At 62.7% G+C, this 18,127-nt stretch carries 12 protein-coding genes; 7 read left to right on the top strand and 5 right to left on the bottom strand.

The window, feature by feature from the left end; all coding sequences use genetic code 11:
- The first annotated feature begins 9 nt into the window (after positions 1–9).
- Positions 10–780 carry an SDR family NAD(P)-dependent oxidoreductase gene (locus M2397_RS06440; protein WP_259242462.1) on the top strand — a complete coding sequence of 257 codons (771 nt, stop codon included), beginning with the start codon at positions 10–12 and terminating at the stop codon, positions 778–780.
- A gap of 185 nt (positions 781–965) precedes the next feature.
- Positions 966–2,288 carry a carbohydrate porin gene (locus tag M2397_RS06435; protein WP_259242461.1) on the top strand — a complete coding sequence of 441 codons (1,323 nt, stop codon included), beginning with the start codon at positions 966–968 and terminating at the stop codon, positions 2,286–2,288.
- Here the strand turns inward: M2397_RS06435 and M2397_RS06430 are convergent.
- The 3 genes from M2397_RS06430 to M2397_RS06420 all read right to left on the bottom strand — a co-directional run bounded on the left by M2397_RS06430 (position 2,285) and on the right by M2397_RS06420 (position 5,584).
- A complete protein-coding gene (locus M2397_RS06430; protein WP_145338815.1) occupies positions 2,285–2,899 on the bottom strand; it encodes an LpxA family transferase in 615 nt (204 codons plus the stop codon). The two genes, M2397_RS06435 and M2397_RS06430, sit on opposite strands and share 4 nt — an antisense overlap.
- Positions 2,900–2,989: 90 nt before the next feature.
- Positions 2,990–4,435 (bottom strand): mechanosensitive ion channel domain-containing protein, encoded by a 1,446-nt coding sequence (locus M2397_RS06425; protein ID WP_259242460.1) that lies wholly within the window; start codon positions 4,433–4,435, stop codon positions 2,990–2,992.
- Positions 4,436–4,717: 282 nt separating this feature from the next.
- On the bottom strand, positions 4,718–5,584 hold the full coding sequence (locus tag M2397_RS06420; RefSeq protein ID WP_259242459.1) for a pirin family protein: 867 nt from the start codon (positions 5,582–5,584) through the stop codon (positions 4,718–4,720).
- A gap of 178 nt (positions 5,585–5,762) precedes the next feature.
- On the opposite strand from M2397_RS06420, the gene M2397_RS06415 reads away from it, so the two are divergent.
- On the top strand, positions 5,763–6,506 hold the full coding sequence (locus M2397_RS06415; RefSeq protein ID WP_131696520.1) for a response regulator: 744 nt from the start codon (positions 5,763–5,765) through the stop codon (positions 6,504–6,506).
- 20 nt (positions 6,507–6,526) lie between these two features.
- The gene (locus M2397_RS06410) at positions 6,527–7,846 is read left to right on the top strand and encodes an ATP-binding protein (protein WP_259242771.1); all 1,320 of its coding nucleotides are present in this window, start codon (positions 6,527–6,529) and stop codon (positions 7,844–7,846) included.
- Here the strand turns inward: M2397_RS06410 and M2397_RS06405 are convergent.
- Both M2397_RS06405 and M2397_RS06400 read right to left on the bottom strand, forming a co-directional pair.
- Positions 7,843–9,783, bottom strand: a complete 1,941-nt coding sequence (locus tag M2397_RS06405) for a TonB-dependent receptor domain-containing protein (protein ID WP_259242458.1) — start codon at positions 9,781–9,783, stop codon at positions 7,843–7,845. The genes M2397_RS06410 and M2397_RS06405 overlap by 4 nt on opposite strands.
- A 78-nt stretch (positions 9,784–9,861) precedes the next feature.
- The gene (locus M2397_RS06400; RefSeq protein ID WP_131696523.1) at positions 9,862–11,067 is read right to left on the bottom strand and encodes a multidrug effflux MFS transporter; all 1,206 of its coding nucleotides are present in this window, start codon (positions 11,065–11,067) and stop codon (positions 9,862–9,864) included.
- Between the two features lie 100 nt (positions 11,068–11,167).
- Between M2397_RS06400 and M2397_RS06395 the strand changes: the two genes are divergently transcribed.
- The 3 genes from M2397_RS06395 to M2397_RS06385 all read left to right on the top strand — a co-directional run.
- A complete protein-coding gene (locus M2397_RS06395) occupies positions 11,168–12,274 on the top strand; it encodes an efflux RND transporter periplasmic adaptor subunit (RefSeq protein WP_259242457.1) in 1,107 nt (368 codons plus the stop codon).
- Between the two features lie 2 nt (positions 12,275–12,276).
- Positions 12,277–15,360 (top strand): efflux RND transporter permease subunit, encoded by a 3,084-nt coding sequence (locus tag M2397_RS06390; protein WP_259242456.1) that lies wholly within the window; start codon positions 12,277–12,279, stop codon positions 15,358–15,360.
- A 110-nt stretch (positions 15,361–15,470) separates the two neighbouring features.
- Positions 15,471–18,127: DUF6531 domain-containing protein (locus M2397_RS06385; RefSeq protein ID WP_259242455.1), on the top strand; the 2,657-nt coding region annotated here is incomplete at its 3' end.

Raw genomic sequence — 18,127 nt, 5'->3', positions numbered from 1 at the left:
AGTATTTTTATGTTGCTTGCAGACAAAACCGTGATCATCACCGGCGCCTCCCGTGGCATCGGACGCGCCGCAGCCCGTGAGTGTGCCCGCCAGGGTGCCCGCGTGGTGATCGGCCACAGCGGCAGCGGCCAAGGCACCGAGGCTGCGCATTCATTGATCGAAGAGATCAAGGCCTTTGGCGGCCAAGCCATCGAAGTGGGCGGCGATGCGGCCGACCCGGACACCGGCGACACGCTGGTGGCCGGCGCAGTACAGGCCTTCGGCAGCGTCGACGTGTTCGTCAACAATGCCGGCATCTGCCCGTTCCACTCGTTCCTCGACATGCCCCGCGAGGTCTACCTGAAAACCGTCAACACCAACCTCAACGGCGCCTACTTCGCCGTGCAGGCGGCGGCCAACCAGATGAAAAACCAGGGCCGTGGCGGCGCGATCATCGCCGTCAGTTCCATCAGTGCGCTGGTGGGCGGCGGCATGCAAACCCACTACACGCCGACCAAGGCCGGCCTGCATTCGTTGATGCAATCCTGCGCGATTGCCTTGGGCCCGTATGGGATCCGCTGCAACTCGGTGCTGCCGGGCACCATCGCCACCGACATCAACAAGGACGACCTGGCCGACGAAGAAAAACTCGCCTACATGACCTCGCGCACGCCCCTGGGCCGCCTGGGCGAGCCGGACGATGTGGCCGGGCCGATCGTGTTCCTCGCCTCGGACATGGCGCGCTATGTGACCGGTGCGTCGTTGCTCGTCGATGGCGGCCTCTACGTAAACCTGCAGTAACACCGCGCCTTAACAAACACCACACTTCCACTGTGGGAGGGGGCTTACCCCGATAGCGGAGTGTCAGTCGGTACATTAGTGACTGATACACCGCCATCGGGGGCAAGCCCTCTCCCACAAGGGATCTCTGTGTGCCTGAAGTTTGTGTTGTACCTAATAAAAACAACAATTCCAGGAGTACTTCCATGCGCACCACCCTCCCCCTGGCCCTGCTCTGCAGCGCCATGTCCACCTGTGCCTTCAGTGCGGGCCTGCTCGACCCCAACTCCCCGGCCATGCTCGGCGATTGGAACGGCCTGCGCCCCCAACTGGCCGAACAAGGCTACGACTTCACCCTCAAGTATGTCGGCGAAGTCGGTGCCAACCTCGGCGGCGGCTACAACTCGCACACCACCGCGCGCTGGAGCGACCAGTTGATCCTGGGCGTCAACATGGACCTGCAAAAACTCCTCGGTTGGCAGGATGCGACCTTTCGCATCGGCATCAGTGAGCGCCATGGCAAGGACATCACCAACGACCGCGTGCACCAGCCCAACGCCACCGGCCTGACCTCCACCATGGAAGTCTTCGGCGGCGGTAATGCCTGGCGGCTCTCGCAGTTCTGGTACGAGCAGAAGTTCTTCGAGCGCAAGTTCGCCCTGAAACTGGGGCGCTTCGGCCATGGCGAAGACTTCGACCAGTTCCCCTGCGAGTTCCAGAACGTCACCCTGTGCGGTTCCCAGGAGGGCAACTGGAACGGCGTGTGGAACAGCTTTCCGATCAGCCAGTGGGCGGTGCGGGCCAAGTACCAGTTCACCGATGAGTTCGCCATGCAGGTCGGCGCCTACGACAAGAACCCCGGCAACGCCGAAGCCAGCAATGGTTTCAAGCCGTTTATCAGCGGTTCCCAGGGCACCAGCTTCCCCATCGAGGCCATCTGGAAAGGCCAGCTCGCCGGGCTGAATTCCGAGTACCACGCCGGTTACTACTACGCCAACGCCGACACCAAGGACATGCTCAAGGACGCCGACGGCAACTACGCCGCCAGCTCACGAAAGCCCTACCGGTTGTATTCCAGCAACAGCGGCTGGTGGCTGTCGGGCCAGCAGCAATTAACCACGGTCGACGGCAACGCCAGGCGCGGGCTCAACGTGTTCGCGAACCTGACGGTGAATGACCCGGACAAAAGCGTGATCAAGCACCTGATCCAGGTCGGCCTGATCTACCGTGGCCCCTTCGATTCACGCCCGGACGACACCTTCGGCCTCGGCGCATCGAAGTTGCAGGTCAGCGACCGCTATACCCGCAATACGCAGATGCTCAACGGCGCCAATGGCGTGACCGACATCGATGACCCGCTATACGTGCCCGAGCAGCGCCGCGAGTACAGCTACGAGATCAACTATGGCGTGCAGGCGACGAAATGGCTGATGGTGCGGCCTAACCTGCAATACGTGAAATACCCCGGCGGGCTTACGCAAACCACGGGCGCAGTGGTCGGCGGCGTGCAATTTATCGCCGACTTCTAGCCGTTCTCTGCATCAAACACCTGTCCGCGTCCCACGACGCTGGCAGGTACCAGAACCGCCCCCGGCGCCAATACCGCATTGGCGCCAACCCGGCATTGATCCCCCAGCAACGCGCCAAACTTGTCGCAGCCGGTGCGCTGCAATACCCCGTCAACCCGCACCAGCACGTCCTTGTCGTCCCGCTCGTTGCGGTAGTTGGCGACGATACTCCCCGCCTCAAGGTTGACCCCATGGCCCAGCACTGAATCACCGACAAAGTTGAAGTGGGCCAGCTTGCTGCCGCTGAACATGAAGGTGGTTTTCAGTTCGGCGCCGGGGCCGATGATGCAGTGCTCATCCACCCAGCACCCACCGCGCAGCAGTGAGCCGCTGGCGATAAAGCAATGGGCGCCGATGATCAGGGGCGGCTTGAGCAAGGCACCGGGTTCGACGATAGCGGTACGGTGGATGGCGACTTCGTCGTTCACGCTGTAGTCGTCGGCCGGCAGGTCGGCGAGCATCTGGCGAACAACGGCCGGCGCCTGGGCGACCAGGGCCCAGGGCGCCAAGCCGGCCCACGGGGCAAGAGGGGATTGAGCAAGGTTGGCGATGTAGTCGGTGAGTCGAATCAAGGTCGAGCCCTCACGTGGTCAGAGACAGTCAAGAAAACCCGCATTGGCGATCATTCGACATCGAATACAGCACTTTCAGGCCCTTGCCTCTCACAGGCCGCGCTTGCGCAGCCACTGCAAAAAGCCCTTCTTCACCGGCACCACCGGCGCCTCCTGGGTCAGGACCTGGGCGGCATGCAGGCGGAATTCCAACAGTGCCTTCATCGCCTCGCTAATGTCGTGGCGCGCATCCAGGCACGGTTTCAGGTATTCGTTCTCGATGCGGTACAACGTGCAGAAGGTCTTGGCGGAAAAGTCCGCCAGCACGGCCTGATCGGACAAGATCCCGGCCTCGCCAATCACTTCTCCCGGCCCCATGCGCCCGGCTTCGAATACATGGTCGCCCTTGGTCAACATCACCGAGACCACGCCGGACTCGACGATAAACAAATGATCGCTGACCTCCCCCGCCGGCAGGATCATCTCGCCGGCGCGGTAGGTGTGCAGGGTCATGTTCTGGCTGAAGGTGTCTTTCTCTTCCTGGCGCAAGGTGGAGAAAATCGACGAACGCTCCAGCAACGCCCGCGCGGCAGACATGGCCGGTGGCGCGCTGCTTTCGGTGGCGGACAGCACGCCCACGCCCGCTGCTTGCAGGTGCCGGAACGCCAGGTCATAGAGCTGGTTGCGCACCTCGCGCTTGAGGGCCATAGCCGGCACGAACCCGCTGATTTCATACTCCACGCCGCCACTGGCGGAAGTCTTGAATGCCACGCTCGGCGCGGGTTTGGCCAACAGTGGCCGGCAGCCCTGCATCGCACGTTCCAGTGCTTCGATCACGGTTTGCGGACGCGCATGGGGGCTGACTTGCAGGCTGACCGTCAGGCCGAACATGTCCGCCGGGCGCGAAAAGTTGATGATCTTGGCCTTGGCCGCGAGGGAGTTGGGGATCACCGCCAGGCTGCCCTGGGAGGTTTGCAGGCGTGTGGCACGCCAGTCGATGTCGGTGACCCGCCCTTCGGTGCCGTCGATGGAGATCCAGTCGTCGATCTGATAAGGCTTGGTGGTGTTGAGCACGATCCCGGAAAACACATCGCTCAGGGTACTTTGCAACGCCAGGCCAACGATGATCGCCACCGCGCCGGAGGTGGCCAGCACGCCCTTGACCGGCAGGTCGAGCACATAGGCCATGGCGGCGATGATCGCGATGAGGAAAATCACCGCGCCCATCAGGTCCTGCAACAACCGCCCGGTGTGACCCACCCGCTGCATCATCACCGTGCCCAGCAACACCGTCAGCGTGCGCGCCGCAAACAGCCACCAGCCGATCTGCAGGGCCGTGGCGGCCAGGTGCAAGGCGGTGTTGTCGGTATAGGGCGCAAGTTGCATGGGGTTCATGCCGTCGTTGAACAGCACGGCACTGAACACGGCAAAAATCGCCAACCGCGCAGCCAGCTTCCAATTGGCCAGGTCGGCAGAGATCAGGCGCCACACGGCGATGTCGATAAAGATCAGCGCCACGGCGCACAGCATCGGGTGATCAGCGATAAATGAGGGCATCCAGGCGACTCCAGGGCGAATGACGGGAAGATCGCATGAAATAGAGATTGCGCAAACAAAATGTCTTGCTGCGCAATGATGGTGAACGGGCTTGTTGTGGCGAGCGGGCTTGCCCCGCGTTGGGGCGCGAAGCGGCCCTGAAACCATCCGCTTCGGAATGTCTGGAAAACCGCGTCGCGTTTATTGGGGCTGCTGCGCAGCCCAACGCGGGGCAAGCCCGCTCGCCACAACAAGCCCGTTCGTCACATAAAACCTGCCCCCACAGGTTTTTAGGGTGAACCGTCAGGCGTCCATCCGCCCAAACTTACCCGATCGGAAATCCACAAACGCCTGATGAATCTCCTGCTCGGTATTCATCACAAACGGTCCATGCCCGACGATAGGCTCGTCAATCGGTTCGCCGCTGAGCAGCAGGACCTTGGCATCGTCGTTGGCCTCCAGGCTGAGTTGGCGGCCGTCGCGCTCGAATAACGCCAGTTGGCCTTGGCGTGCGACTTCTTCGCCGTTGACCAGCACCGTGCCGCGCAGGATCACCAGGGCGGTGTTGCGCCCGACGTGCAGGTCCAGGGTGACGGGCTTGCCGGCGTTGAGGCGCAGGTCCCACACGTCGATCGGCGTGAAGGTGCGCGCCGGTCCTTGGGTGCCGGCGAATTCACCGGCGATCAGGCGCAGGTGGCCGGCATCATTGGCCAAGGGCAGCACGGGAATATCGCCGTCGACGATGGTCTGGTAACCCGCGTCGGCCATTTTGTCCTTGGCGGGCAGGTTGACCCACAGTTGCACCATCTCCATCACGCCGCCGCTGCGGGCGAAGGCTGCGGAGTGGAACTCCTCGTGGAGGATGCCCTTGGCGGCAGTCATCCATTGCACGTCACCCGGGCCGATGGTTCCGCCAGCGCCGGTGGAATCGCGGTGTTCGACTTCGCCGTCGTAGACGATGGTCACGGTTTCAAAGCCGCGATGGGGGTGCTGGCCTACCCCGCGACGCTGGTCTGTCGGGGTGAAATCGGCCGGGCCGGCGTGGTCCAGGAGCAGGAATGGGCTGATGTGCTTGCCCATCGAGTCGTAGGAAAACAGCGTACGCACGGGGAAGCCGTCGCCGACCCAGTGGGCGCGTGGGCTGGTGTAGATGCCGATGAGTCTTTTCATGGTGGTCCTCCAAAGTGCATACACCTTAAAACTCGCAGCAATTCGGCGCTAGACGGTAAAAACAACCTTAATCGTCCTACTGGCAGGACGATTTAAGGCTGCATCCTCACAAAACAGCGTTAATGATAATGACTCGTAGTAATATCCACCCTCTCCCGCTCAACCCTCGAGGGCTGCAATGCCGTTTGCCCCTGCGCCTGCCGCACCGCGCGTACTGGTGGTGGATGACCACCGCAAGATTCGTGAACCCCTGGCCACGTACCTGCGACGTCACACCTTTGAGGTGCGCACCGCTGAAGACGCGGCCGGCATGTGGCAATTGCTCAAGACCCAGGCGTTCGATGTGGTGGTGCTCGACGTGCTGCTGCCCGATGGCGATGGCTTTGAGTTGTGCAACCAGTTGCATCGGCGCAGCAACACCCCGGTGATCCTGCTGACCGCCCGCGACACTGCCGCCGACCGCATACGCGGCCTGGACCTGGGCGCCGACGATTACGTCACCAAGCCCTTCGAACCCCGGGAGCTGGTGGCGCGTATCAACAGCGTGCTCCGCCGTCAGGGCCGCGCCACCGGCCCCACCGCGCCCAGCACTGGCGCACGGGCCTATCAGTTCTCCGGTTGGCACTTCAGCGTGACCAGCGCCACCTTACGCCGCGATGCCCACCCCGACATCCAACTCAGCACCGCTGAAAGCCGGTTGCTGCAGGTGTTCCTCGCCCATCCCAATACCCTACTGCCCCGCGAACGCCTGATCGACCTCACCGCCGCCGCCGACAGCGATGTCAGCGACCGCGCCATCGACCGGCAAGTCAGCCGCCTGCGCCGCAAGCTGGCCCAGGGCGATGCCACCCCGGAACTGTTGCGCACCATCTGGGGCGGCGGCTATCTATTGGCGGCCGAGGTCAGCGAATGCACACCTTGAGCCGGCTGTGGCCGCACAGCCTGGCACGTCAGTTGAGCCTGTTGTTGTTGCTGGCATTGCTGGCGTCGAACGCAATAGCGATGTTGTTTCTGCAACGCACCGGCAGCCTGATCCACCCGCTGTCGCGCAGTTTCAGCCTGGAACGCCTGGGGATTGCACATCACACGGCAATCGACCTGAGCCCGAATGAAACCGAGCACCTGCTGGCCGGCATGAGCACCGACGACACGCGCTTCTGGATCGCCCCCACGCCGGAGGTGGCGCCGTTTGCACACCGCCCGGAAGAACAGCGCCTGGCCAACGCGCTGCGCCGCCAATTACAGCTGGATAACGCCGCCGCCATCGGTATGCAGTTGGAACGCATCAGCGGCGCCGACGCCCGCACCCATGTGTTCAGCCCCGCCGGCTGGGCGCCGTTGCGCCTGCGCAGCAGCGTGCCGCTGCCCAACGGTACCTACCTGAATGCCGTGCAATACCCCGCCGGCGCCTATGAATGGGGCCGCGTCCTGGCCTACAGCCTGCCGGTGACGACCCTGCCGGTGCTGCTGATCGTGATGTTTTTCATTGCTCGCGTGGTGCGCCCGATCAAGACCCTGGCCCAGGCCACCGAGCGCGTCAGCCGCGGTGAATGGATCGCGCCGCTGCCGGAAACCGGCCCACAGGAAGCCCGCGACCTCACTGCCGCCTTCAACACCATGCAGGTCAACCTCGCCCGGCATGTCGAAGGCCGCACGCGGATGCTCGCAGCGGTCAGCCATGACTTGAATACGCCGATCACCGAACTGCGCCTGCAAGTGGAGTTGCTGGAGCCCGGCGCAGCCCGCGATGACATGCTCGAAAGCCTCGGGGAATTGAGTGCGATGGTACGAGAAACCCTGAATTTCGTGCGCGACGACGCGGTGCAGGAAGCGACTGCCACGCTTTCGTCGAGCGACCTGCTGGATGACCTGGCCAAGCGTTACCAACGCCTGCGACAGCCCGTCACCTGGGCCGGCGCACCACCGTTACTGCTGACCTGCCGCCCGCTGGCGCTCAAGCGCGCACTGACCAACCTGATCGACAACGCCCTGCGCCACGCCGGCGATGCCGACCTGAGCCTGGTTCGCGAGGACAACGGCTGGCTGCGCATCGAGATTCTCGACCACGGCCAAGGTCTACCCGAAGCTTGGTTGAGCAAAGTCTTCGAGCCCTTCGTACAACGGGGTGTCAGTGACGGCGGCGTGGGGCTGGGCCTGGCGATCGCACGGTCGTGCATCCAGGCCCATGGCGGTGAACTGGTCTTGGAAAATCGCCCACCGGCCGGCCTGTGCGCGGTGGTGCGATTGCCCACCGCGCTCTAGAAGTTGAGCGTGGCGCCCATCCACAGGGTGCGGCCGTAGTTCACCGTCCCGTAGGTTTCATCGTCCAGGCGCTTGTCGGTGAGGTTGTTGAGGGAGGCGTTGAGGGTCAACGAATCGCTCACGTCATAGGAGCCGCCCAGGTCGGCGGTGGTGTAGCCCGGCGCCGGTTCGTCGGTGGTAAGGGTGTTGCCGGTTTCCTCGCCGTAGTAGCTCAGCGAGGCCCAGGCCTGGGTGCGATCGTTGATGGTCCATTCGGTGCGCACATTGGCTTTTTGCTCAGGTGTGAGGGCCAGGGGCGCGCCTTTGTTGGCGCCGCTTTTCTGTTCGGAATCGGTGTAGGTGTAGTTGGCCTTGAGCAGCACGCTGGGGTTGATGTCCCATTGGCCGTTGAGCTCAACGCCCTGGATGATCGCCTTGTCGACGTTGACCCGGTCCATGATGGTGTAGCCGTTCCAGCGCCGGTCGGTGGTGACGGTGGAGAGCTTGTCCTGGAAGTCGTTGTAGAACAGCGTCACGCCGCCGGACAGGTTGTCGCGGTTGCTCCACAACGCCGAGACTTCATAGTTGGTGCTGGTCTCGGGCTTGAGGTCCGGGTTGCCGAACATCACGAAGCGGTTGCGGCGCAGGTAAGCATAGTCCTCAACCACGGCACGCAGCTCCGGCGCCTTGAAACCTCGGGCGATACCGCCCTTGAGCGTCCACTGCTCGGTGGCGCGCCACACGCCGTAGACCCGCGGGCTGAGGTGGGCGCCGTACTCTTCGTGCTCATCCAGGCGCAGGCCGGTGGTCAGCGCGAAGCTGTCGGTCATCGACCACTCGTTTTCCGCGAACAGGGCTTTTTGCACCACCGAGAATTTATAGTCGACGCGGTCACCGAGGCCCTGGTTCCAGTCGGTCAGTTCGCTTTTATTCCATTGCACGCCCACGGTGCTGACGTTATGGGCGGTGGGCACCACCAGCTTGGCGTCGAACACGGTGTTCTTGATCTCGGGTTTGCGCCCGTAGATGTCAGTCTGCGCTGGTGTCGCCTTGCCTTCGCGGCTGGAGGTTTCCTGGGACAGCGCGATGTCCGAGGTGGCCCAGCCCCAGCGGCCCTGGTGCGACAGCGACCAGTGATCGCGGTTGTTTTCCTGCTCGCGGGTGGCCCAGTTGGCGCTCATGCCGTCGCCATTCTTCAAGCGCGTGGCGCCGGCTTCCAACAGGATGTCGTGGTCGAGGGTCGGGGTGAAGGCCAGGCGTGCGGTGAGGTCGCGGTGGTCGGCTTTGCTGAAGCCATTGGTCTGCTCGATGTCGTCGTCGGCCTGGCGATCCAGGTAGCGGCCCCACACCTGCAAACCGAGGAAATCTTCCTTGAGCGGGCCGCTGAGGTAGAACTGGGTCTGGCGTGCATTGCCCTGGTCGCTGTGCTGGCGCGCCGAGTAGTCATACCCGATGGAGCCGCCCCAGGTCGGAGAGACCTTGCGCGTGATCACGTTGATCACCCCGCCGATGGCATCCGAGCCGTACAGCGAGGACATCGGCCCGCGCACCACTTCGATACGCTCGATGGCCGCAGCGGGTGGTACAAAGCTCTGTTCGTAGCCACTGTTGCCATTGACCCGCGATTCCCGCGCACTCTGGCGCTTGCCGTCGACCATGATCAGGGTGTAGTCGGCCGGCATGCCACGGATAGAGATGTCGGTTTCATTCGCACCGCCGTTGACCGTCACACCTTCTACGTCCCGTACTGCGTCGCCGAGGTCGCGGTAGGACTTGCGGCGCAGTTCCTCGCCATCGATCACGGTGACCGAGGCCGGCGCGTCTTCCGCGCTTTGCGCAAATCCGGATGCAGTCACCACGACATCATTGAGTTCCAGTGCAACAGGCTCATCCGCGTGGGCATGAAGACTGGCGGCAACCAGCAGGGCCAGGGGCGAGAAACGAAAAGCAGGCAGCATGGGCGAAGACCTTCGGATTAGACTCAAAAGAGAATCGTAATCATCCAGCCCCGAAAAACTTGGACAAAGTGTGACAACTCAGGCGGCCGCGACCTCTGCGCTACGGCGCTCACGTAACAAATGGAAGGCCACGAAAGCCGTCACGGCAAAACACGCCTGGATCACGATCATCGGCGTGGCACTGCCGTCGCGCAGATGGCTCAGCAACAGGCCACTGCAGGTCGCGCCGAACATCTGCGCAAAACCCATCAAGCCCGCCGCCAAACCGGCGCGGTGAGCGTTGGGCATGACCCCGCCGGTCACAGACCCGGGCAATACCAGGCCGCCGCCGAGGGTCGCCAGCGCAATGGGAATATCCAGGCCCAGCACCGACAGGCCAAACAGCGCATAAATCACCAGCGCGGCAATCCCGCCCATGGCCACCAGCGTCACGCCCATCGCCACAATCCGTTGCGGCCCCAGGCGCTGGATGTTGCGCCGGGTGTAGGTGGAACCGATGATCAGCATCGACACGATCACGCCGAAATTGATGCCGTACTCCAGGCTGCTCAAGCCCAGCAGATTGATATACACCGCCGAGGAACCGGCGATCACTGCGAACATGGCGCCATAGGTGCACGCCAGCGCCACGGCGAACGCGCGGTACTGGCGGCCCTTGAGCAGATCCAGGTATTGCCCGCCGAGGGTGCGCCAGTGGCCGGCCTTGGGGTCGAGAAAGTGATTGCTCTCGCGGAAGAACAGCAGCGCCAGCAGCAACACCACACTGCCAATCGCCAAGGCCAGCAGGATCGGCGCCCGCCAGCCCAGCAGCTTGATCAGCAGACCGCCGACCATCGGTGCGACGACGATGGCGTAAAGCATGCCGATCATGGTCAGCGCCAGCGCCGGCCCCGCGTCGGCCTTCCACACGTCACGCACCACGGTGCGCGCCAGTACCAACGCAGCGCAGGCGCCGAGGCCTTGCACGACGCGAGCGGCAATAAATTGCTGGATGTCATTGACCAGCAGCATCGACAAGGTCGCCAGCACATACAGCAACAGCCCGCCGATCAGCACCGGGCGGCGGCCGATACGGTCCGACAGCGGCCCGAACAGCAGTTGCCCCAGGCCAAAGGCGGCGACAAACGCCGACAGTGCCATCAGCGCCGACCCCGACGGCGCCAGCAGTGCCTGCTCGATCACACCCAAGCCTGGGATGATCAATTGGGTCGAGACTTCACCCAGTGCCGTCAGGGCCACCAGTAAAAACAATAAGCTTCGCGATGGGGCCGGGGCGTTCGACATGGGGATTATCCGGGGCTGGATTTATTTATATTTCGACCATAATATGCGTAAAAAATTATGTCCATAATTTTTTGCCCACTGGTAATCCCCGGAGCCCGACATGATCCCTCTCCCCTCGCGTCTTCTCACGCCCCTGGCCCTGTTGATCCTCCTCAGTGGCTGCAACAGCCAGGCCGACACCGCCGCTGAAGTGCCGCACCCACGTCCGGTACTCGCCGCCAAGGTCGAAGCCGCCGGCACTCAGCAAAGCGCCTACACCGGCGTGGTGGCGGCGCGTACGGAAAGCGACCTCGGCTTCCGGGTCAGCGGCAAGGTCATCGAACGCAAGGTCGACCCCGGCCAGCACGTCTCCCGTGGCGACACCCTGCTGGTGCTGGACATCGGCGACTTCGAGCTGGCCCTGCGCTCGGCGAAAAACCGCGTCAACGCCGCCCAGGCGCAACTGCGCCAACGCCGCGACGATGAAAACCGCTACCAGCGCCTGGCCAGTACCGGCGCGGTGTCGCGGCAGATCTTCGACCAGTCGGCGACTAACCTGCGCGTCGCCGAGGCCGAGCTGGCTGCGGCGCAATCCGATGCCAGCCAGATCGAGAACCGCCGCACTTACTCGGTACTCAAGGCCGACGGCGACGGCACCATCACCGACGTGCGGGTGGACCGCGGCCAAGTGGTCGCCGAAGGGCAAATCGTCGCGCGCCTGGCCCATGACGGCGCCCGCGAAGCCATCGTCAATCTGCCGGAAAACCAGCGTGACCAGGCCGCGCAAAAAGCCCTGGCCTTCCCCTTCGGCGCCCCGGACCAGGCGGTAACGGCCACCTTGCGCGAACTGTCGGCCAGCGCCGACCCGGTCACCCGCACCTACCGCGCCCGTTATGTGCTGCACGGTAACGTCGAGCGCTTCGCCCTCGGTTCGACCATCACTGTGCGCCTGCAAGGCAACGGCCAGGCGCAACAAACTCGCGTGCCCATCGGTGCGTTGCACGATGCCGGGCAAGGCATCGGTGTGTGGTTGATCGGCGCGGATAACAAGGTCAGCTTCGCCGCCGTCAAGGTCGCCAGCCTCGGCCAGGAAGACGCCCTGCTCGACAGCGGCGTGAACCCCGGCCAGGTCGTCGTCGCCCTCGGCGCGCACCTGTTGCACAACGGCGATGCGGTGCGCCTGTTGCCCGCCCAGGTGCTGGCCCTCAACCGCAAACAGGACCAATGAGCATGCGCGGCATCAACCTCTCGGAACTGGCGGTCAAGCACCGCGCAGTCACGCTGTTTTTGATCATTGCGATCCTCGCCGCCGGGATCTTCTCGTTCGGCAAACTGGGACGCGCCGAAGACCCGTCGTTTACCGTCAAGGTCATGACCATTACCGCTGCCTGGCCCGGCGCTACTGCCCAGGAGATGCAGGAGCAGGTTGCCGACCGCCTGGAGAAGCGCCTGCAGGAACTGGACTACTACGACCGCGTCGAGACCATCGCCCAGCCGGGTTTTGTGTCGATGCGCATGACCTACAAGGAGTCCACGCGCCCCGGCGAAATCCAGGAGCTGTTCTACCAGACGCGCAAAAAACTCAGCGATGAAGCCGCGAGGCTGCCCAACGGTGTGATCGGGCCGTTCTTCAACGATGAATATTCCGATGTGTACTTCGCCCTGTACGCCCTGGAGGCCGAGCACTTGCCCCATCGGCAACAGGTGCAGATGGCCGAAGAGTTGCGCCAGGGCCTGCTCAACCTGCCGGGGGTGAAGAAGGTCAATATCCTCGGCGAGCAGGCGCAGCGAATCTTCGTCGAGTTCTCCTATGAGCGCCTGGCGACCCTGGGCATCAAGCCGGACCAGATCTTCAGCGCCCTCGCCGCACAAAACGCCGTGGCGCCGTCTGGCTTCGTGGAAACCGCCGGGGCCCGCGCCTATATCCGTATCGACGGTGCCTTCGACAGTCTGGCGTTGATCGAAAACGTGCCCCTGGAAGTCAACGGTCGCGTGCTGCGCATTGCCGATGTCGCCAGCGTCAGCCGCGGGTATGAAGACCCGCCCAGCTACCGCATCCGCCACCAGGGCGACCCGGCGCTGATGCTCGGCGTGATCATGGAAAAGCACTGGAACGGTCTGGAGCTGGACAAAAGCCTCAAGGCTCAGGAAGCCCGGATCCAGGCGGACCTGCCGTTGGGCGTGAACTTCGCCAAAGTCTCCGACCAAGCGAAAAACATCAGCCTGGCGGTGAATGAATTCATGCTCAAATTCTTCGTCGCCCTCGCGGTGGTGATGCTCATCAGCTTGCTGGCCCTGGGCTTTCGCGTCGGCCTGGTGGTGGCGGCTGCGGTGCCGCTGACCTTGTCGGTGGTGTTCGTGATCATGTTGCTCACCGGGCGTGAGTTCGACCGCATTACCCTGGGCGCACTGATTATTTCCCTGGGTTTGCTGGTGGATGACGCAATCATCGCCATTGAAATGATGGTGGTGAAACTGGAGGAAGGTTTTGACCGGATTCATGCGGCCACCTTCGCCTGGAGTTCCACGGCGGCACCGATGCTCACCGGTACGCTGGTGACGATCATCGGCTTTCTGCCGGTGGGGTTTGCACGTTCAGGTGCGGGGGAATACGCCGGTAATATCTTCTGGATCGTCGGCTTTGCACTGATCTCGTCCTGGCTGGTGGCGGTGGTGTTCACGCCGTACCTGGGCGTGAAGTTGCTGCCGCAGATCAAGCCGGTGCCCGGTGGCCACGACGCGATTTATGCCGGGCGCTATTACCAGAAGCTGCGTGATTTAGTCGAAGCCTGCGTACGCAGGCGTTGGCTCGTGACCGGGTTGGTCATCGGCGCCTTTGTACTGTGCGTGCTGGGCATGGCCGTGGTGAAGAAACAGTTCTTCCCCAACTCCGACCGTTCCGAGCTGATTCTTGAGGTGTATATGCCGCCCGGCAGTGCCTTCAAGAGCACCGAGGCGGTGGCGGCGCAGCTGGAAAAAGCGCTGCTGCAAGAGCCGCAGACCAGCATGGTCGACACCTATGTGGGCGGTGGCGCGCCACGCTTCTTCCTGTCGCTGAACCCCGAAATGCCGGACCCGGCGTTTGCCAAGCTGATCGTGCAGACGCCGGACTCTCACGCCCGCGACGCCTTGAAGCTGCGCATGCGTGAGCGAATTGCGGCCGGTGAGTTTCCAGCGGCGCGGGTGCGGGTGACACAACTGCTGTTCGGCCCACCGGTGCCCTTCCCGGTGGTGTTCCGCGTATCCGGCCCGAATGTGGATGTGCTGCGCGGCGTGTCCGAGGACGTGCGCAAGGTCGTCGCCGCCAACACGCTGACCAAGGACGCCTTTCTCGATTGGGGCGAACGCACCAGCGGTTATCGCCTGGTGCTGGATCAAGACCGCCTGCGCCTGCTGGGTTTTACCCCCAACGAGGTCAAATCCCAGCTCAACGCCTTGCTCAGCGGCAACCCCATCACCGAAGTGCGTGAGGGCAACCGCACCGTGTCCGTGGTCGCCCGCGCTCAAGGCAACCAGCGCGAGAACCTCGGCAACCTCAACAATATGACCCTGACCAACAGCGCCGGCACGTCGGTGCCCCTGGCCCAGGTCGGGCAGTTCCAGGCGGTGATGGAAGAACCGATCCTCAAGCGCCGCAACCGCGCGAGCACCGTGGAAGTGCGCGCCGACATCATCGACGGCGTGCAACCGCCCGATGTGGAAATGGCCGTGTACAAAGACCTGCAACCGCTGATCGCCAGGCTGCCGGCCGGTTACCGGATCGACATCGGCGGCCCGGTGGAAGAAAGCGCCAAGGCCAACGTGGCGCTGGCGGCGCTGTTCCCGATCATGATCCTGCTGACCCTCACGGTGATCATGTTCCAGGTGCGTTCCTTCTGCGTGATGTTCATGGTCTTCGCCACCGCGCCGCTGGGCTTGATTGGCGCGGTGCCGACCTTGCTGCTGTTCAACCAGCCGTTCGGGTTCAACGCGATCCTGGGCTTGATCGGGATCGGCGGGATCCTGATGCGCAACACGTTGATCTTTACCGACCAGATTCGCCAGAACCAGGAACACGGCATGGCAATTCGCGAGGCCATCGTCGAGGCCACAGTGCGGCGGGCCAGGCCGGTAATACTGACCGCGCTGGCGGCGGCGCTGGCGTTTATTCCGCTGACGCTGTCGGTGTTCTGGTCGTCCCTGGCGTTCGTGCTGATTGGCGGAGTGCTGGTGGGCACGGTGTTGACGCTGTTGTTTTTGCCGGCGCTGTGCAGCCTGGTGCTGGGGCGGGAGAAGACAAAAGTTGTCGAAACGCCCCACGTAAGCGCCGGATAAGCGCTACTCCCCTGCCCTGAAAACCGCTGCAAAGTCCCTCGCCTGAATACACAGTGCGAGGGATTGCAGATGGTTGTTTTCGTTAAAGCCCCGGTTGAAGGGGCTGTTTCATGATCGAGGTGACCCGCCAAGCCATTGGCTACCTGGTGCTGGCCGCCATGGATTCAAAGACGCGAGACGTCGAATCCGTTCTCAGCGACTTCGGGCGCTGCCTCAATACCTACGAGAACTGGGCGGAAAGCTTCTTTAGCTTTTCGGCCCTGGATGTCGAACAGGTCTTCAAAGTCGGGGATGACGTGGCGCTTGTCGCGCCGATCAACCGCGCCATCATTCCCAGCAGCACCACAGCAACGTGCCAGGCAAACGGCACGTTGACCCTGGTGCATATGTTCCAGAGCGCTCGGTTCGTGCCCATTGGCAATACGCCCGTGATGGTGCAACGCATCGATCCAGAGGGCGGCCCCCTGGGCGAGCCGATCCACAAGACCATCGGCCCCAGCGGCACTCTTGAAATCAAGGAATGTGATCGCAACCAGCAGTACCGGGTCAGCTTCTACCCCAACGTCTCCAAAGATCATTTCAAGGCGCTGTATACCTCTTATCAGTCGGTGATTGCCGCGCTGGACGGTTGGTTGCGCAGTGAATGGGAGACCACCTTCGAACCGTTATGGAAGGGTTACTCCGAAGCCAGCTTCCCCAAGCGCTACCTCTCCCTGCATCAAGCCTACGCGCGCGGCTTCGGCGAAGCGCTCTACTCGCTCTGGGACACTGTCAAGCAGCTGTTTCAGTGGCTTGGCGACCCGTTGGCTTATGCCGAACAACTGCTGCACTACCTGTCCCCGGACGAACTTGAAAAGCTGCTGAGCCTCGGCGCCAACACCCTCGCCAAGGGCTTGTTGGTGCTCAGCGACGAGCCGCTGTTGTTCATCCATCTCTCGGCAGCGGTCAGCTGGATGCGCCTGTTGCCGCCGCCCTATATGAACGAGTTGCTCGGGGAAATCAGCGCCGAAGTATTGATCAATTTGCTTCTGTGTCTCGCCACTGCCGGGATGGGGATGGCGGTGCGAATAAGTACCAAGGTGCTGGGCGGCATCAAGTCTCAACGTGCGCGCCGATGGTTGGAGCGCATGGCGGGGCAGTTCGGAAAATCTCCCATGGACGCGCATGCCGAGGCGGTGAAGCCTTTGCTGCTCGGTGGCCCGGCGACGGCGATCAAGACTGTACCGGTTGCGCCGTTGAAGGCTGGGGATCAGTTGGTTTCCAACCCGGTACCGGCGGTTCGTAACAAGACACAGAAGACCGTGTTGGTCAGGCAGGAGCCTGTCGATGATGTGCCTGTTGTATCGACTAATCCGAAGGGCGATGCGGCGGCTCCTTCGGATAAGACCGTCACCAACGGCTGCCCCGTGTCGATGGTTACCGGGGAGGAACTGCTGACCCTGACCGATGGCACGTTGGACGGGATTTTGCCGTTTGAGTGGACGCGGTTGTATCGCACCAGTGCGGTGGAAGTGGATTGCGGGTTGGGGTTTGGCTGGAGTCATTCGCTGGCGCATCGGCTTGTGGTGTCGGGCGATTCGGTGGTGTGGACGGACCATGAGAACCGCAGTACTTCGTTTCCGATGCCGACCGTTGCTCGACCGGCCATCACCAATAGTTTGGCCGAAGCGGCGATCTATTTGGGCGCTTCGCCGGATGAGTTGGTGTTGTCCCAGGCGTCGCAGTTTTATCACTTTCGCGACGGTGTGTTGGTCTCCATCAGCGATGCGTACGACAACCGGCTGCGGATTTCTCGGGATTATTTGGGGCGTATTGAGCGGCTGGATAACGGCGTCGGACGCTCGCTGTTCCTGCGCTATGCGTTCGGCCACATCGTGGCGGTGGACTATCAGGTTCAGCGCGCCAAGGGGTATGAACCCTTCGAGTGGGTGACCGAGCAGAACGTTGTTTCCTACGCATACGACAACGCTGGCCGGCTGGTTTCGGCGACCAATGCAGTAGGCGAAAGCGAGGTTTATCGCTACGACGATCAGCACGTGATTCTTGAGCGGAGCTTGGCCGGTGGGGCGAGTTTCTTCTGGGAATGGGAACGGGCTGGCAAGGCTGCGCGCTGTGTCCGGCACTGGGCCAGTTTTTCGCAGATGGATACGCGGTATGCCTGGGGTGATGACGGCCGCGTTACGGTGCATAACGCCGATGGCAGCCAGGAAGTGTACGTCCATGACGACCGGGCACGGCTGGTGCAGCGGATTGATCCGGACGGTGCTTCGCATTTCAAATCCTACGATGACAAGGGTCGCCTGACGGTTGAGCAGGATCCGCTGGGGGCGGTGACGGCGTATCAGTACGACGATGCCGGACGCTTGGTGGCGTTGTTTCCTGGGGATGATGAGCCGACAACCTACGAGCATGACAATGGCTTCGTACGGGTTGTAAGGCGGGGTCTGGCGGTCTGGAAGTACGAGCGTAACGACCAGGGCGATGTCATTCGTAAGATCGATCCCGATGGTCATGTTACGGATTACAGCTACGACAAATATGGGCAACTGGTTGGGGTTTGGTACCCGGATCACAGCTGCCATCGGCTGGTGTGGAATGAGCGGGGGCAGTTGCTTGAGGAGCAACTGCCTAATGGCGGGATAAAACGTTATCGCTATGACGACTTGGGGCGACAGATTGCCCGCGAGGATGAGCATGGCGCGCTGACCCAGTATCAGTGGGACAGCGTGGGTCGGTTGGTTCGCGTGGTGCTGCCGGGTGGAGCGTG

The sequence above is a fragment of the Pseudomonas sp. BIGb0381 genome, from assembly GCF_024809815.1.
Lineage (GTDB): Bacteria > Pseudomonadota > Gammaproteobacteria > Pseudomonadales > Pseudomonadaceae > Aquipseudomonas.
Note: the sequence above shows the minus strand (reverse complement) of the source record. Positions and strands in the feature narration are given on the sequence as shown.

Coding starts and splice junctions, on each gene's coding strand:
- M2397_RS06415 (WP_131696520.1), top strand. CDS start 5,763: ATGCCGTTTGCCCCTGCGCCTGCCGCACCGCGCGTACTGGTGGTGGAT.
- M2397_RS06425 (WP_259242460.1), bottom strand. CDS start 4,435: ATGCCCTCATTTATCGCTGATCACCCGATGCTGTGCGCCGTGGCGCTG.
- M2397_RS06405 (WP_259242458.1), bottom strand. CDS start 9,783: ATGCTGCCTGCTTTTCGTTTCTCGCCCCTGGCCCTGCTGGTTGCCGCC.
- M2397_RS06400 (WP_131696523.1), bottom strand. CDS start 11,067: ATGTCGAACGCCCCGGCCCCATCGCGAAGCTTATTGTTTTTACTGGTG.
- M2397_RS06440 (WP_259242462.1), top strand. CDS start 10: ATGTTGCTTGCAGACAAAACCGTGATCATCACCGGCGCCTCCCGTGGC.
- M2397_RS06390 (WP_259242456.1), top strand. CDS start 12,277: ATGCGCGGCATCAACCTCTCGGAACTGGCGGTCAAGCACCGCGCAGTC.
- M2397_RS06420 (WP_259242459.1), bottom strand. CDS start 5,584: ATGAAAAGACTCATCGGCATCTACACCAGCCCACGCGCCCACTGGGTC.
- M2397_RS06435 (WP_259242461.1), top strand. CDS start 966: ATGCGCACCACCCTCCCCCTGGCCCTGCTCTGCAGCGCCATGTCCACC.
- M2397_RS06395 (WP_259242457.1), top strand. CDS start 11,168: ATGATCCCTCTCCCCTCGCGTCTTCTCACGCCCCTGGCCCTGTTGATC.